General features: G+C 62.0%; 11 protein-coding genes and 3 pseudogenes. 2 read left to right on the forward strand and 12 right to left on the reverse strand.

Going from position 1 to position 15,639, the window contains the following annotated elements:
* Positions 1-387 precede the first annotated feature (387 nt).
* The 6 genes and pseudogenes from QJT78_RS35155 to QJT78_RS35180 all read right to left on the reverse strand — a co-directional run.
* Positions 388-621 (reverse strand): annotated as a pseudogene (locus QJT78_RS35155) (LysR family transcriptional regulator); the annotation flags it as partial.
* A gap of 144 nt (positions 622-765) precedes the next feature.
* Complete coding sequence (locus QJT78_RS35160) at positions 766-1,419, reverse strand: MarC family protein (protein ID WP_038945574.1); 654 nt, start codon at positions 1,417-1,419, stop codon at positions 766-768.
* Positions 1,420-1,493: 74 nt separating this feature from the next.
* Positions 1,494-2,303 carry an aquaporin gene (locus QJT78_RS35165; protein ID WP_038945575.1) on the reverse strand — a complete coding sequence of 270 codons (810 nt, stop codon included), beginning with the start codon at positions 2,301-2,303 and terminating at the stop codon, positions 1,494-1,496.
* A 117-nt stretch (positions 2,304-2,420) separates the two neighbouring features.
* The gene (locus QJT78_RS35170; protein WP_028154300.1) at positions 2,421-3,044 is read right to left on the reverse strand and encodes a ParB-like protein; all 624 of its coding nucleotides are present in this window, start codon (positions 3,042-3,044) and stop codon (positions 2,421-2,423) included.
* A 390-nt stretch (positions 3,045-3,434) separates the two neighbouring features.
* Positions 3,435-5,983, reverse strand: a pseudogene (locus tag QJT78_RS35175) (arylsulfatase).
* A gap of 224 nt (positions 5,984-6,207) precedes the next feature.
* A pseudogene (locus QJT78_RS35180) lies at positions 6,208-7,142 on the reverse strand (LysR family transcriptional regulator).
* 98 nt (positions 7,143-7,240) lie between these two features.
* Here QJT78_RS35180 and QJT78_RS35185 point away from each other — a divergent pair.
* Positions 7,241-7,567, forward strand: a complete 327-nt coding sequence (locus tag QJT78_RS35185) for a hypothetical protein (protein ID WP_038944591.1) — start codon at positions 7,241-7,243, stop codon at positions 7,565-7,567.
* 128 nt (positions 7,568-7,695) lie between these two features.
* On the opposite strand, the gene QJT78_RS35190 is transcribed toward QJT78_RS35185, so the two are convergent.
* The 3 genes from QJT78_RS35190 to QJT78_RS35200 all read right to left on the reverse strand — a co-directional run bounded on the left by QJT78_RS35190 (position 7,696) and on the right by QJT78_RS35200 (position 9,823).
* Positions 7,696-8,394: a YafY family protein gene (locus QJT78_RS35190; RefSeq protein WP_028148648.1), complete on the reverse strand. Its 699-nt coding sequence runs from the start codon at positions 8,392-8,394 to the stop codon at positions 7,696-7,698.
* A 105-nt stretch (positions 8,395-8,499) separates the two neighbouring features.
* The gene (locus tag QJT78_RS35195; protein ID WP_028148647.1) at positions 8,500-9,429 is read right to left on the reverse strand and encodes an NAD(P)-dependent alcohol dehydrogenase; all 930 of its coding nucleotides are present in this window, start codon (positions 9,427-9,429) and stop codon (positions 8,500-8,502) included.
* Between the two features lie 13 nt (positions 9,430-9,442).
* On the reverse strand, positions 9,443-9,823 hold the full coding sequence (locus tag QJT78_RS35200) for a nuclear transport factor 2 family protein (RefSeq protein ID WP_028148646.1): 381 nt from the start codon (positions 9,821-9,823) through the stop codon (positions 9,443-9,445).
* A gap of 277 nt (positions 9,824-10,100) precedes the next feature.
* On the opposite strand from QJT78_RS35200, the gene QJT78_RS35205 reads away from it, so the two are divergent.
* Positions 10,101-11,057 (forward strand): class I SAM-dependent methyltransferase, encoded by a 957-nt coding sequence (locus QJT78_RS35205; RefSeq protein ID WP_028148645.1) that lies wholly within the window; start codon positions 10,101-10,103, stop codon positions 11,055-11,057.
* Positions 11,058-11,110: 53 nt separating this feature from the next.
* Here the strand turns inward: QJT78_RS35205 and QJT78_RS35210 are convergent, their stop codons facing one another.
* The 3 genes from QJT78_RS35210 to QJT78_RS35220 form a co-directional block, all read right to left on the reverse strand.
* Complete coding sequence (locus tag QJT78_RS35210; protein WP_080586734.1) at positions 11,111-13,300, reverse strand: PQQ-dependent dehydrogenase, methanol/ethanol family; 2,190 nt, start codon at positions 13,298-13,300, stop codon at positions 11,111-11,113.
* Positions 13,301-13,605: 305 nt separating this feature from the next.
* Positions 13,606-14,376, reverse strand: a complete 771-nt coding sequence (locus QJT78_RS35215; protein ID WP_028148644.1) for a sulfite exporter TauE/SafE family protein — start codon at positions 14,374-14,376, stop codon at positions 13,606-13,608.
* Complete coding sequence (locus tag QJT78_RS35220; RefSeq protein ID WP_028148643.1) at positions 14,373-15,629, reverse strand: CCA tRNA nucleotidyltransferase; 1,257 nt, start codon at positions 15,627-15,629, stop codon at positions 14,373-14,375. The genes QJT78_RS35215 and QJT78_RS35220 overlap by 4 nt, the downstream gene beginning before the upstream one ends.
* Positions 15,630-15,639 lie beyond the last annotated feature (10 nt).

Genomic DNA, 15,639 nt, shown 5'->3' on the forward strand with positions numbered 1-15,639 from the left:
GTCAACGCATACAACGACAGAGCCGAGCCCTTCGTCTGGACCAAGAAAAAGGTCCGTCAACGCCGTTTCAAAGGCCGCCGTATCACTCAGCTCTGATTCCGGGTACTAGGAGCTGTTGGGCGGCACCCGGCCGCCGCCCAACAGCGGCTCAGCTCGATGCCATTACGGTCACAATATTAAATTACGATCGTAATTCAATAGAAATGGCGGCCTCGCCGGGGACACATGAGCGTGAGGTGCCGACGGACCGATGGATTGCGGGCAATGATTGGTCTCAACGGCGACTTCTGCTTTGGGCCCAAAAGCCGGCATTGACCCAGAGCGCTGGACGTCTGCTAAGCGACATGTGGCCTGTGGAGTCGGCACCGCTCCACGCCGGCGGCCAGCTCAAAGCTCGGAGACCAATTCCACCAAGATCTGACGCAGCCACGCATGAGATGGATCGTGATCGTAGGAAGCGTGCCAGAGCAGTGAAACAGCTACGTCCTGCAAATCCACCGGAGGCTGGCTCAGGCTAAGCTTCAGTTCTGTGGCGAACAACCGAGCCAGCCGCGCGTGCATTGTCACGACGACAGGTGCGCGTGCCACCAAGGCAGGGACAGTGAGGAAGCGAGGCGCAGTGCTGCCCGATGCGTCGCCGCTGTAGTAGTAGCCCTGCATCGGCACCGCCCGGCTCCGGGGTGGCGGGCACCGCGGCGAGACTCGCGTACTGGCCGAGAACCAGAACGGCACGTCGCCTTCGTCGGCAAGCGCAAGGTCGATAGTTCAATGCAGAACCGTCACACCATGCGTCTGCAATGCCTCGATGACGCCGTCGAAGATTAGCGCAACGCCCATCGCCGAGACGAAGAAGCCAACTATTCGGGTGATCGCATCGATGCCCATTGCGCCGAGTCTGTCGACAAGTTTGCCGGCATAGGCCAGACACAGGTAGGTGACGACCATCGTCGCGAAAATTGCCACGACGATCGCCACGAAAGAGGCTAGTTCCGCCGATGATTGCTTGATCGTCGAAGTCATGCCGAGGATGGTGGCGATAGCGCCCGGTCCGCACATCAGCGGCATCGCAAGCGGCACGAAGGCTATGTTGCCGCCCTGTTTCGCGCCACCGGCCGGAATCACGCCACCGGAAGCGGATGGTGAAAATAGCTCAAAGCCGATCTTCATCAGGATGATCCCGCCGACGATGCGGACCATGCTCAGCGGCACGCCGAACAAGCGTAGGATCAGCGTTCCGAAGATCAAGAAGAAGAGACATAGCAGCAGCGCATAGAAGCTGGCTTTCCATGCCACCTGGCGATGTGTGGCGGGGTCCCTGCCTTCCAGCATCTTCAGATAGACCGGCAGCACCTCGAACGGATTTATTATCGCGAGCAATGTCGCGAAAGTCCCCACAAACAGCGAGAGTTCGTGACCCATCGGCTCTTGTCCCTCTCGAATTTGGGGTTTCTCTCACTTCTGACCGGTTAAGCGACTAGCTCTGAGCCTGCGCCTCACCCCTTCTCCGGGTGCTCGACTTCGGTGAAAAGGCTTCCCTGTGCCGCACCTGAGCCTGCGCGGCCGCCGCCGGCACCGCGGAGCACCAATGCTGCACCCACTGCGAGAACCGCACCCACGAGTGGGCCTGCGACATACACCCAATAACTCGTGAAGTCGGTTGCGACCAAGCTCGGGCCGAATGTGCGCGCGGGATTCATCGACGCTCCCGAGATAGGGCTCCCCCACAGCCCGGCGAGCGCAATGTACGCGCCGACGCCGATTGCGCCGAAGATCCCGATGTTCTGGGCGCCGGAAGCCGTGCCGAGAATGACACTGACGAGACCGAGCGTCAGCACGGCCTCCATCAGGAACGCATCGGACGCGGAGTATCCCGACGCGGGATAGTTCGACCCGTAGCTGGCCGACACGTTGATCACCGCGTGCAGGAACAGTGCCGCGAGCGTCGCGCCGATCAACTGCGCGACGATGTATCCCGGCACGCGACGCCATGGGAAGTCGCCACGCAGCGAGAACGCGATACTGACTGCGGGATTGAGGTGAGCGCCGGACACCTTGCCCATGAAGAGAATGATCGACATCACCATCATACCGGGTGCGACGACCGCAGCGGCACGGCTGATCGTGCCGGGAAAGGCCTGCCCCATCATGCCGCCACCGGCCGCCACCAGGACGAGGAAGAACGTTCCGAGCAGCTCCGAGAAGAGGCGGCGCCACTCTTGGCTCGGATCGTGGAAGTCGTTCAGCGACGCGATGAGCTCGTGATTCAGATGGCTCAGTGTGCGATCGGCCTCTGCATGCGCCATGAGCTGCTCTTTCCTCTAGTCGATGCCGCTGTCTGTTAGCCTCTCTCACCGGGCCGGTTAGGCTCGTCGGGTATCTTTGACACGCTTGCGAATTTCTCGTGCTGGATGGGCATGCCTTCAATCCTCCAAGACGGGACCACACCAGCCGGGCAGGTAGCTCGCCTCCTCGTCTTTGGCCAATTCCAGGGCTCGCTCGAGGGCGTCCTCGAAGTGGCTCTCAACGGTTTTGCGCTTGACCCGTCGACGCAAGAAATCCGCCCACAAGAATTCGCTGAACGGCGTCGTGTCCTTGGCAAACCCGCCGGCGCGTCGCAGTTCACCCGCCAGCGAGCGGAACGGATCGTCAATGAGCCCGGCCACGGTCTTCGGCAAATCCTTGTAGTGGCGCCGGCGGCCCTCGTCGTCGTACGGATGCATCCAACTGTGATTATCCAGGACGAACCAGAACGAGTCGGGCTCCAGGGACCTGAGATTTTTCACCACGGTAACCATTATATCTTCGACGCCTTCGTCATGCAGCGCCCGCGCCAAATGGTGATGATCGATGACGTAGTGGCGGTCCTCCGGGCCGAGCACGACCGGGATCATATGCTTGCCTAGAAACTCGGCTCCTTTCTTTTTGCTCTCATCACGCCAGCGCTTGCGCTTCTCCTTGACCTCCCGAACGCCGACGGTCATCTGGGTCGGCCGCAGGTCTGCGATCGCAACGGGCTTGAGAATGGGTTCGCGAACCGACATCATGCGGGCTCCTTGATCATTAGTCCCGAAATGTCCGCTTTCAGAAGAAGACGTCGTCGCCTCGTCAGCAAACGAACAGCCTTCACCTTATTGCTCCCGGACGCCTCCCTTGACCGTCGACAATGAAACGCCCGCATTCCAAAGTAGCCGATTTTCGCGGGCGGATTGGTCAGGGTCGTCACTGACTAAGTTCACGCCTTTCTACCACGCCCGCCATGTCCGAGTTGGGTCCATCAACGGACCTTGGGGCGTTCAATAGAGACTTCCGCTTTTGCCCCGTGAACGGACATCGTCAGACGGTCGGACCACTTCCGAAAGTGCCCATCAGCGGACATTGCCAAGGTCTCCGGCCGGGCCCCGAGAAAGGGACGCCCGGCCGGATTTGCCGTGGCATCAGTTGTTCGCGCCGGCGCGCGCGTGCCGAATGATCTGATGCTCGTCGCTGGTGAGCTGCACCGGCCCGACCTTGAAGGTGAGCTTGTCGATCTTGCCGCTGAAGCGGAAGGGGACCTGATAGTCCTTGTCGGCAACGGGGGTACGGGTATCGACACCCACGTCGAAGGTTTCGTCAATTGACATGATGAATGGAAGGGTGTGCGGGACTTTGTTGGTTGCAGCCTCCTTATCGTCCACCTTCAGGACACCCGTGCCGCCCTTGCCGAAGCCGGGTCCATCGTATTTGAAGTCGAACACGATGGTGTGCTTGCCCGGCGTGAGCGCGTCCTTGCCTTCCCAGCGGAAGCGTTCGAGGTCGGCCAAGTTATAGACGAACACCGGCTTGCCCTTGAGCAGATACAGGCCGTAGCCGCCGAAGCGGCCGCCGAGGGTGACGATCATCCCTTCGCTGCTGTCCTGTGGGCCCGTACGCCCAACAGTTGTGCCCGCGCCTGGAATGTCGAGCTCCGCGGTGATCGTATAGGACCTGTTCAGGATGCTGGGTGCATCGCTTGTGGGGATACCCGACAACTCACCCGAGTAGGTGAAAGTGTTCCGACCGGCGGTCGCGCTTGGCCTTGGTGCGATGGCGCGTTGAAGAACAGAGTTATCCAGTGGAAACACGTTGTACTTTGTCGCTTCCACCAAGAACAGCTCCTGCAACTCGCGCAGCTTGTCAGGCATCTTGGCAGCGATATCATTGCTCTCCGAGTAGTCCTCGGCAATGTTGTAAAGCTCCCACTTGTAGCCGTTGACCACGTCCGCGGGCATCTTGGCGGTGCCCATGAGCCATGGCGGCGCAGGTGGCGTTGTCGCCGCGATCCAGCCGTCGTGATAGATGGCGCGGTTACCCCACATCTCGAAGTACTGCGTCGTTCGCGCGGACGGCACGTTGGCGCTCGACTTGTCGAAGGTGTAGGTCATGCCGACACCTTCAATCGGCTTTTGCGCAACGCCGTTGACCATCAGCGGCGCCGGAATGCCGGTTACTTCAAGGATGGTCGGCACGATATCGATCATGTGGTGGAACTGGGTGCGGATGCCGCCCGCATCCTTGATACGGTTCGGCCAGCAGATCGCCATGCCCTGACGGGTGCCACCGAAGTGCGACGCGACCTCCTTCGTCCACTTGAATGGCGTGTCGAAAGCCCACGACCAGGCCACCGCCATGTGCGGATAGGTGGCGGACGAGCCCCAGGCGTCATACGCCTTCAACTGCTCGGCGATCGGAACATCCAATATGCCGTTGTAAGCGGTATACTGGTTGGGAGTCCCGCGCGTGGTGCCTTCCGGACTCGTGCCGTTGTCACCGCTGATGTAGATGATCAGCGTGTCGTCGAGCTTGCCTTGGTCCTGGACTTCCTGGATCACGCGCCCGATCTCGTGGTCGGTGTAGGCGGCATAACCGGCGAACACTTCGGCTTGCCTCGCGAACAGCTTCTTCTCATCGGCCGTCAAGGCATCCCACTTCTGCAGGTCGTCCGGCCACGCTGTGAGCTGCGTGTTCTCGGGGATGACGCCAAGCCGCTTTTGATTGGCGAAAATCTGGTCGCGCAGGGCGTTCCAGCCCATGTCGAACTTGCCCTTGAACTTGTCGATCCATTCCTTGGTCGGCTGATGCGGCGAATGGGTGCCGCCGGGCACGTAATAGAGGAAGAACGGCTGATCCGGTGCAGCCGCATTGAGCTGTCGCAGGTGGGCGATCGCGTCGTCCGCCAAGTCCGTGGTCAGATTGTAGCGGAGGTTTCCGACCCAGGGGAAAACCTGGGTGGTGTTTCGGAACAGGTACGGCGTCCACTGGTCGGTCTCGCCGCCCAAGAAGCCGTAGAAGTAGTCGAAGCCCATGCCGATGGGCCATTGATCGAACGGTCCTGTCACGCCGTACTGATAGCTCGGCGTATTGTGGTTCTTGCCGAACCAGGAGGTGGCGTAGCCGTTCTGTTTCAGGATCGTGCCGATCGTGGCGCTCTCCGGTCCAATGATGCTGTCGTAACCGGGATAGCCGGTCGCTTGCTCCGAGATGGTGCCGAACCCCACCGCGTGATGATTGCGGCCCGTGATCAGCGCCGCTCGCGTCGGCGAGCAAAGTGCCGTGGAGTGGAACTGAGTGTAGCGTAGCCCCATCTGCGCAATGCGATCCATCGCAGGTGTCGGGATGACGCCGCCGAACGTCCCCGAAACTCCGTAACCCTGGTCGTCAGTCATGATCAGGAGCACGTTGGGGGCACCCTTGGGCGGCACCACGCGGGCGGGCCAATACGGTTTCGACTGGCTGGCCTGAAGGTTGATCTCGCCGCCGAACTTCGGTGGCGGCGCGGAAGATATTTTCCATCTATCGTCGTGGTGGCCCCGGGTGAGCCCGGCGTGCCGGTGGTCTGCTGCGCGAGGCTGGTTGTTCCCGGCGCGCACAGCAAACAAGCGGCAGTGAGCGCGGTGCCGCAAAGCAGCAAGTTGCGGCGGCTTAGTAGGCGGCTTTCTGATTTGGAGATGTCACGGGTACGGGTCATTGCAAGCTCCCTCATGGAGATGTCAGAACCCTGTGGACGCGTACCCCAGTCACAATGCCGCAGCGCTTTTGTTGATCTAAATCAACCTTCCCCACGCGGATCCGAAACGTCGGCTTTGGGTCCAAAAGCCGGCACCCCGCAGAGCGGTGGACGTCTGCTAAGGGGCCAAAAGGCGACATGCGGCCTGTGGAGTCGGCACCACTCCACACCGGGTGGCGGCCAGCTCAAAGCTCGGAGACCAATTCCACCAAGATCTGACGCAGCCACGCATGAGATGGATCGTGATCGTAGGAAGCGTGCCAGAGCAGTGAAACAGCTACGTCCTGCAAATCCACCGGAGGCTGGCTCAGGCTAAGCTTGAGTTCTGTGGCGAACAACCGAGCCAGCCGCGCGTGCATTGTCACGACGACAGGTGCGCGTGCCACCAAGGCAGGGACAGTAGGAAGCGAGGCGTGGTCAGGACAACCGTCCGCCGCAATCCTAGTTTCTCAAGGGCGTCGTCTACCACGCCGCGCACAGTCCGGCCCGGCCGCAGGCTCGTGAGAACATGAGGTAACCGCACATAATCTTCGAGCGAGATTTGGGCGTCGGTGATGCCCGTTATCTCCGCGTTGAACATGCACAGATAGCTCTCGTTGAACAGCAGACGCCGCTTGTGGTGGATCTGGCCGTGAGGAAAGACGTCATAGCCAATAGCGAGGTCTAGTTCGTCGGCATCGAGATCATCCAGAAGTCTCGACGAGTCGATGTTGTAGAGCCGCAGATGGACGCCAGGCGCAACCTTGCGCAGGCGTGCGAGGAGAACGGGAAGGACCAGGATTTCCATGCTGTCTGGGAGGCCGAACCTGAAGGTCCGCTCTGCCGTCGCTGGATCGAATGCGTCGTCGCGTGAGACAATCGTTTGGATTTGAGACAGCGTAGCCCGCACCGGCTCTACCAGCATCACTGCACGAGGGGTGAGGCGCAAGCCGTCGGGCCCGCGCGTCAGAAGCTCGTCGCCGAACAGGTCACGCAGGCGGGCGAGGTTGTGGCTCATCGCCGACTGACCAATGCCTACACGGCCCGCAGCTCGCGTGACGCTACGTTCGCGAAGCAAGGCATCGAGGTGGACCAGCAGGTTTAGGTCGAGATGGCTTAGATTGACGGCATCGATACCCATCATCGATCCAATCTGTTTGATCAATGAACATAGGCCCTCCATCTTATGTGGCAAGGGAACGGAGGGCGTGGCCCCCCGCCCAGCTAAAGGAGATCAACATGTCTATCCGCAGCAGCCTTTTAGCCGCCACACTAGTCTTAGCCGCCTTTGGAACCGCTCATGCAGACAGCCTCAGGCCAATTCAGGCAAAGAGCATCGATCTCGGCGGGGTGTCCGGCGTCGCCTACTACACCGTTGAGCGCGATGGGTTCCATGTCGTGACGACCCTTGCTCAGGGCGAGACGGGAACGCCAATCCGCGTAGTCTCTGTTCTTGCGCCAGGCCAAAGCGTTGTTCTCTCAACGTCCCAGCAGCCACGTGCGCTTGAAATCAGCCGGGCGGGCAACGAAGTGTTGGTCCGCAAGGCGGCGCCGGTCACGAATTAAGGTTCGAGCCTGGCAGGCGCGGTCATTTTCGGCGCCCGCGCCTACCCCCGGGAGGCGTCAGGCGGCCCTCACGCCGGCGATGGTGAAGCGCACCAGCAGGTGATAGCTCGTCGGACCTGGTGGTGAGATCAGCCGAGAGTCTTGCGACGTTCCGCGTCGACTTGAGCCCGCCATTGCTTGACGAGATCGCGCCGGCGACCGGGATAGCGTTCCGTCCTGAGCTTGATCTTTTCTATCCGATCGGCCCGGAATGAACGGAAGTCTTTCCTCATTTCGCACCAGCCGGCAATGATGCGCCGGGAATCGAAAAAGCCGACGCCAATTGGCCAGATGATCCGCGTGGTCTTCGCGCCTTGCGGGTCGCGATACACGATGGAAAGCTTGTGTTGGTCGCGCATGGCTTGCCGCACGACGCGAAGGTCGACGGCTTCGGGCTGCTTCGGCCTGCGCCCCACGTGAAAGGCACTGTCGTCCAGCTTGTGTTGCAGCTCCGAGGGGAGGACCGCTCCAATTTTGGCGAGCGCGTCGCGCGCCGCCAACGCGAACTCATCATCGGTCTGGCGAGATACCCATTGGGCGCCCAGCGCCAAGGCCTGGATTTCCTGTTCCGAGAACATCAGGGGAGGAAGGAGGAAGCCGGGTTGCAAGACGTAGCCAAAGCCAGGCTCGCCGTCGATTTGTGCGCCCAAGCCCTGCAAGTCGGCGATGTCGCGATAAATCGTTCGCAACGACACACCCGCCTCAGCCGCAAGGTCGTTGCCCGACACCGGGGTGCGGCGCCGTCGCAAGATCTGCATGAGGTCGAATAATCGCTGGCTCTTCGACATAGACCAAGTCTAGCACGAATCCTGCCAAAAAATGGCAGTAAGGCATCGCGGGCGACGGCGGCGGGGCTTTGAGTGGCTGCGTCGCCTCATTGGCCCCGACGGCATTTACATCGCCACCAGAGCCTTTCCGGCGAGCTTGTGCCCGGCTTCAAGCGCCGCGATGAGCGGGATCGCATCGTTCAGACGCACGGTCTCAGCGACTGGCAAGCGCAGCTTTCCATTCGCCGAAGCGGCGGCAAGGCCGTCAAGGATATCAGCCCGCGCGGTGCAGACGATCGGCTTGAGTTTCCGGTTGAAGATCGCACGGATGAACTTGATTGGCGCCGGATTGATATCGAGATACACGCCGCCTTCGCGAAGCAGGCCAACCCCGGCAGCAACCGCCATCGTTCCCGCCGTGTCATACACCACGTCGAAGCGTTCACGGATCTTCGACAGATCGGCGGCCCGATAATCGAAGAGAGGCTGGACGTCCAAGTCACGGGCTCGCTGCATCGCCTGCGCACTGCATGTCCCCGCGACGGTCGCCCCGAACATCTTTGCGAGCTGCACCGTGGCCTCGCCGACAGCGCCGGTGCAGCCGTTGACGAACACCTGGCTGCCGGATTTCAGGGCAGCCTTGTCCACGAGGCCGTTCCATGCGGTGACCCCCGGCGTAGCCAGGCAAGCCGCGTCCTCGAACGAGACTGAATCCGGCCTCATGGCGACGAAGGTTTGGGGGACGATGACGGCTTCGCCAAGCGCGCCGCCATGCTTTATCTGCGCCATGCCGAATACGGGATCGCCAATCTTGAAGCGCGTGACCCCAGCGCCGACAGCGGTCACGATGCCGGAAAAATCGCTGCCCATGGCGCGCGGAAATTTCCTCCCCGTCACCATTTTGAGATAGCCATTGCGCACCTTCCAATCGATGGGATTGATGGCGGCGAACTTGACCTTGACCGCGACTTCGCCGGTCCCCGGAGCCTTCGGCTCGAAGGCTTCGAGCTTCATCGTTTCGGGGCCGCCGTAGCTGTAATATTGAATCCGTTTCATGGTCGATCGTGCCTTAGTGCGGTTGGACGGTCGCCGTGTAGGCGGCGAATGGAGTCGCGTCGTAGATCACTTCGGTCGACGCGATCTTGCCGTTCTTCACCTTGAGGAGTTCCGCGACGACGGCGTTGGCAACCGGATGGGTGTCCGCGCTGTAAACGACGACAGCCTGATCATCGTCGCCGTAGACGGCGAGAACCGTGACCTTCTTGATCATGCGGGCGAAACCCTCGTGAAATTCGCGAAACTTCTGCACGCCGGCGATCCGCCCGCGTGGCGACGTGCAAACAACGTCGTCCGCCGACACGGAAGTAATCGTATCCACGCTCCTGCTGGCGATGGCCTCGATGTAGGTATTGGCGATCTGCAGCGCCTGGCCGTTGCTCTGGGTTTTCATCGTCTTCCTCTCAGTAAAAATGCCCTGAAAGAAGACCTAGCGCAGGCCAGTGACAGATTCTGGCAGTAGGAAATCGGCGCAGCCGAAGGCGCCTTCGCGCCGCGAGCGGCCTGCCTCCCCTGTCCACTGCCCCGGACCTCGCGCTCCGCCAACCTTCATTTGAAGGATGACGAGACAATTGGTCGCAACCACTTTCCACCGAAAGACCTGAATGAGGTCAGGAGAGATGAGCACCTGTCCAGCATGCGGCAGTGGATCAACTGCCAAACTGTTTGAAGTGACCGCAGATCAGGCCTCTCGATCCTTCGTCAGTCCGCGCCAGTATCCGGATCGCTCGCGAAAGTTAATAAGCCACCTGTCGCTGCTCTGGGGCCGCGACACCTGCGATATCCGCAAATGCGCCGATTGCGGATTCGGATTTGCAGATCCGTTCGTCGCGGGCGGCGCCGAGTTTTATAACCTGGCCGCGCCGCACCCTTCCTATCCAACCATGAAATGGGAGTATGCGAGGACGATCGAGGAGCTGAACGGCCTCGGCACTGCCGGAAAAACCGCGATCGATGTCGGGGCCGGGTTTGGCTATTTTCTCGATCACATCAAGGACAAACTCTTTCACGCCTCCGATATTTACGCGGTCGATTACAACGAAGCAGCGCAACAGGCATTGCGATCGAAAGGCTACAAGACCTTCTCGGTCGACCTTCGGGAGGATGGATTCACCCCGATGAAGGAGGCCTTCGACGTCATCTTCATGTTTCAGGTGTTCGAGCACATGGACCGGGTGGATGACGTCTTCGCGCGATTGAAATACCTTCTCAAGGCGCAAGGCTCTGTCTTCATCGCCGTGCCGAATGATATCCGAACGCACTACATGGAAGGCCACGGATCGCTCATCGACATGCCGCCGAACCACATTGGCCGCTGGACGAAGGACGCGTTTGACGCGGTATGTCGACGACACGGCCTGCAATTGAGCATTTGCGAGCGGGAGCCATTCAACCTCCTGAAGTTCCTCAGGGAAGACATCGTGGACAGCTTTTTGCGCAGGGCGGAGAAGCCGGGCAGCGTCAGTGAGTTCGTGCGCGGCCTGCCGCGAAGCAAAGCGCAGCGGATCGGCGAAGCCGTGATCGCACTTGCGCTTGCACCATCACGCTTGCCGGCATGGGCCTACGCGGCCAGGAACTCCTCGACGCTCGGCAGTGCGCTCTGGGTGAAGATCGACAAAGCCGCGTGACGGGCGGCCCACGGTCGAACGGGCCGCTCGCTGCCGCAGCGCCTGCTGACTCATCACCTGCTCTTCGGTCTGATGGCGTCAACAGTTCCCTGTATGAAGGCCTGGAGTTTCCCGACGTCCCCTTCCGTCAACTTGCCGCTGAAATCCGGCATGCCCTGGTCGCGGAATGGACCGTGGAAGAGGATATGCCTCAGATTGGTGATCTCTTCGGCGCTGACGTAGCCGAGATTGATGATGTTGCCGCCTCGGCCGACGCCAGGCACGCCGTGGCAGGCGACGCAGGCTGCCGCGACATAGATCTCGCCGCCTTCCCTGATGTCCTTCGGATCGTACTTCACGCCCTGCAGCAGACCTTCGGTCTGATATTTGACGAACGCTGGCAGCTTCGCCGTGCCGCCGAGTGCGTATGTGTAGATCGTTCCCGGGTTCTGGTACTCGGTCGCGCGGTGCGTCAGGCCGTAGGAGCCGCCCCAGCCGACCGCAATCGAGATGTATTGCCTGTCGTCGACCATGTAGGTTGCGGCGGCCGCCACCGCGCCGGTGCCGGTCGGCATTTCCCACAGCTTGGTTCCGTTTGCCGCATCATAAGCGACGAAGCGGCCATCCGCCGTCCCCTGGAAAACCAGATTGCCGGCGGTGGTCAGCGTCCCGCCGTTCCACGGCGACACGTGCTCGACGCGCCAGACTTCCTTTTGATGCACCGGACCCCAGGCGAGCAGACGTCCGAATGGGGCCGACCTCGGAGGGTTGAAAACGAAACCGATATTCCCGCCCAGCAAGCCGCCGAGCTTGCCCGGCGCAACAGCATTCTGCACGAACGACTTTTCCGGCGACAGATTGACCGGGATGTGCTGCGCCGGAAGGTAGACGAGGCCGGTCAGCGGATTGAACGACATCGGCTGCCAGTTGTGAGCCCCGTCCGGTCCCGGAATCGACTCGTATTGATCTGCATCGCGCGCCGCCGGCAGCTCGATCGGCCGTCCGTTGGCATCGTATCCCGTCGCCCAATTCACATCGACGAAGTTCTTCGCCGAGATGAACTTGCCGTTGGTGCGATCGATGACGAAGAAGAAGCCGTTTTTCGGCGCGTGCAGGATCACCTTGCGCGGCACATTGTCGATCTTGATGTCGGCCAGGATCATCGGCTGGGTCGATGTATAGTCCCAATTGTCGCCGGGCGTCTCCTGATAGTGCCAGATATACCGGCCCGTGTCGGCGTTGAGCGCGACGATCGATCCCAGATAGAGATTGTCGCCACCCGACGGACTGCGAAGCTTGCGATTCCAGGGACCGCCGTTTCCCGTGCCGACATAGACCATGTTCAGATCGGGATCGAACGTGATCGAGTCCCATGGCGCGCCACCGCCGCCGTTGATCCAATACTTCCCTGAGGGATCCCAGGTCTTCGCCGCGGCTTCCATCGAGGCGTCTTCAAATGGCTTCGATGGATCGCCGGGCACGGTGAACCAGCGCCAGAGCTGATGACCGGTCTCGCTGTCGTAGGCCGTGACGTAGCCGCGCACACCATATTCGGCACCGCTCTGGCCGATCACGACCTTGCCGTTGAAGACGCGCGGCGCGCCGGTGATCGTGTAGGAATGCGCGTGATCGATCAGCGTGTCCGTTTCCCAGAGCTTGGCCCCGGTCGCGGCATCGAGCGCGATCAGGCGCCCGTCATAGGCGGCTTCGAAGACCTTGCCCTTGTAGAGTGCGAGGCCACGGCTGACGGCGTCGCAGCACCCGCGATAGGTCTTTGACCGGTCAACACCCGGATCGAACGACCAGATTTTTGTCCCGGTCCGCGCGTCAATGGCATGAACCACATTCCAGGGGGCCGACTGATACATGATGCCGTCGACGACGAGAGGCGTTGCCTCGATGCCGCGCGATGATTCCAGATTGTAACTCCAGACGAGCCCGAGATCCCTGACGTTGTCAGTGTTGATCTGATTGAGCTTGCTGAACCGCGTTTCGGCGTAGTCGAGGCCGACGGTCGGCCAATCCCTGGATCTCTTCCTATTGGCTTCAATGAAGTCGCTGTCGACCCTCGAGATATTCGCCTTGATGCGGTCCGGCTTCGCGTCGGTCCCGGTCTGCGCCCATGCACTGGAAGGGAGAGAAAGACCCAGGAGAGCAGGAAAGAGAACAAGAACGGCACTGATCCCCCGGAAGGCAATCTGAATCCTGGACCGATTGCGCGACTTTTTTTCAGGCCATTGGCACTCTGTGTTGGATCGTCCCATGCCTCACCTTCCCTTCGTGCACGTCGAGACCACGATGCGTGCGCTGCCTGCGCCCGCTTCCATTGATATGAAGTCTCAAACCTGCCTCGACGGTGCTACTGAAGCATTTCAGTCCTGACGTGCCCGATTGCAGTTGTAAGAAAGCGTCCTGCTTGGCCCACCGGCCACCACGGCTGTCGCGACGAAGCTGCGGTCCGAGGTGCGATCGGCGGCAATCATGACCTCTACATTTCCGATGTCGCTATTGCGCCTTCACGAGGTTCGATTCACGGTCTAGCAGCGAACGCCGATTGGACCGGAGTCATCTATGCGATCAGCGACCTTGCCGCCGCCGAGATCATCACCAGCCCGCCCGTGATGACAGCGACGTCGAGAATGGCGGTGTGGATATGCACCGGCATGCGTTCGACAAAAGCCTTTGCGAGGAACGCACCGGGGATCGCAATCGCGCCGATCAGCAGCGCGAAGGCGAGCACCTGCGCATTCACCGCGCCGGCAAGGCCGAACACCGAGATCTTGATGAGGCCGGTGCCGAGCGAGATCATCGCGTCGGTCGCGATCACGGCGGCGCCTTCGAGGCCCGCGGCCATCAGCAGCGACAGCAGGATCACGCCGGAGCCGGAGGTGCCGCCGACCAGCACGCCATAGCCGACCGAGCCGGCCGCAAGGCCGGTGTCGCCGATCCTGACCTGGCGGCGGCGGAGCACGCGGCGCAGCGGCACGCTCAGGATCAGCATGGAGCCGATCACGAGCGCGGCGCCCGCATTGGTCAGCCGCGTGTAGCCGTAGGCGCCGAGCGCGGTCGTCAGCGCCGCACAGGCCAGCACGATCAGCGCGCGGCGGCGGTCGGCATAGCGCAAATAGGCGATCGCGCGGCTCGAATTGGTGAAGATCGCGGAGATCGCGATGATCGGCACCACGGGCTCGGCTCCGACCAGCGGCACCAGCACCAGCGGCATCAGGGCGCCGGTGCCGTAGCCGGCGAGACCACCGATGATCGAAGCAAACAACGCCATCAACGCGACCAGCAGGAGCTGAAGGATCGAGATGTCGGCGAAGCCTGAGACGATAGTCACGTTCTCTCATCGCGGCTGACGCGTGCCGCTGCTTGATCGGCGATGGAAGCGAGCGCGGCTTCCTCTAGGGGAAAATCCGCCGCAAGCCAAGCGTCCTCGGCGAGCGTCAGCACATGCCCGAGCGCGGGTCCTTCGGCCATGCCGCGGGCGATGAAGTCGGCGGCGCGAAGCGGAAATTTCGGCGCAATCCAGCGCTGCGGCAGCTCGGCGAGCGCACGCCAGTGCGACGATCCGGCGTCGCCGCCGGCCCGCGCCCAGCCGAGCAACACGCGATCGTGATAGCGCTCCGCGCCGAGCCGGTAGAGCAACCGCCGCGCATTGGCCTCGTCCTTGGTGGCGAAGCGCCACCAGCGGTGCCCCATCGAATCCAGCGCCTTGGCCTCCGCGTTGGAGAGCCGCAAGCGCGTGGCAACGCGCTTGGCATCTTCGGTCACGGCGACCGTCAGCGCGGCGAGCCGCCGCGTGCCGCTTGCCGGCAAGCCAAGCTCGCCCTCGATCGCGATCATGGCCGACAGCGGCCCGGTATAGACGACGCCTCCGCTCAGCGCTTGCAGCAACCCGCCATCGGCCATCGCGAGCGCGGCGTCGGAGGCACCGCGAGCAACCAGCAGCTTCAGCATCTCCATGCGCACCCGCTCGGCCGACAGGCTCGCGAGGCCCGCGCGGCCGCGGATGCAGGCGAGATAGCCGTCGCGGTCGGGCTCGCCGGCCCCGAAGGCGGCGTGGATGCGGAAGAAGCGCAGAATGCGCAGATAGTCCTCGGCGATGCGCTGGTCGGGATCGCCGATGAAGCGCACGCGCCGCGCGGCCGCATCCGCGATCCCGCCGACATAGTCGTAGACGACGCCGGTCGCATCGGCCGACAGTCCGTTCATGGTGAAGTCGCGGCGCTCGGCGTCCTTCACCCAGTCGCGGCCGAACGCGACCTTGGCCTTGCGGCCAAAGGTCTCGGTGTCCTCGCGCAGCGTCGTGACCTCAAAGGGCTGGCCGTCGATGACCAGCGTGATGGTGCCGTGGTCGACGCCGGTCGGCACGCTCTTGATGCCCGCAGCCTTGGCGCGGCGCATCACCTCGTCCGGCCGCGCCGTGGTCGCGATGTCGATATCGCCGGGCACGAGACCGAGCAACGCATTGCGCACGGCGCCGCCGACCACGCGCGCTTCCTCGCCGTTGGCGCTGAGCAGCGCAAGAACGCGCGCCGCCCCGCCGGAGGTCAGCCAGGGCGCATTGGCGAGTAACGGCTCTGCGCTCATGGTCCAGCCC

This window comes from Bradyrhizobium sp. Mp27 (assembly GCF_029953005.1).
Lineage (GTDB): Bacteria > Pseudomonadota > Alphaproteobacteria > Rhizobiales > Xanthobacteraceae > Bradyrhizobium > Bradyrhizobium barranii.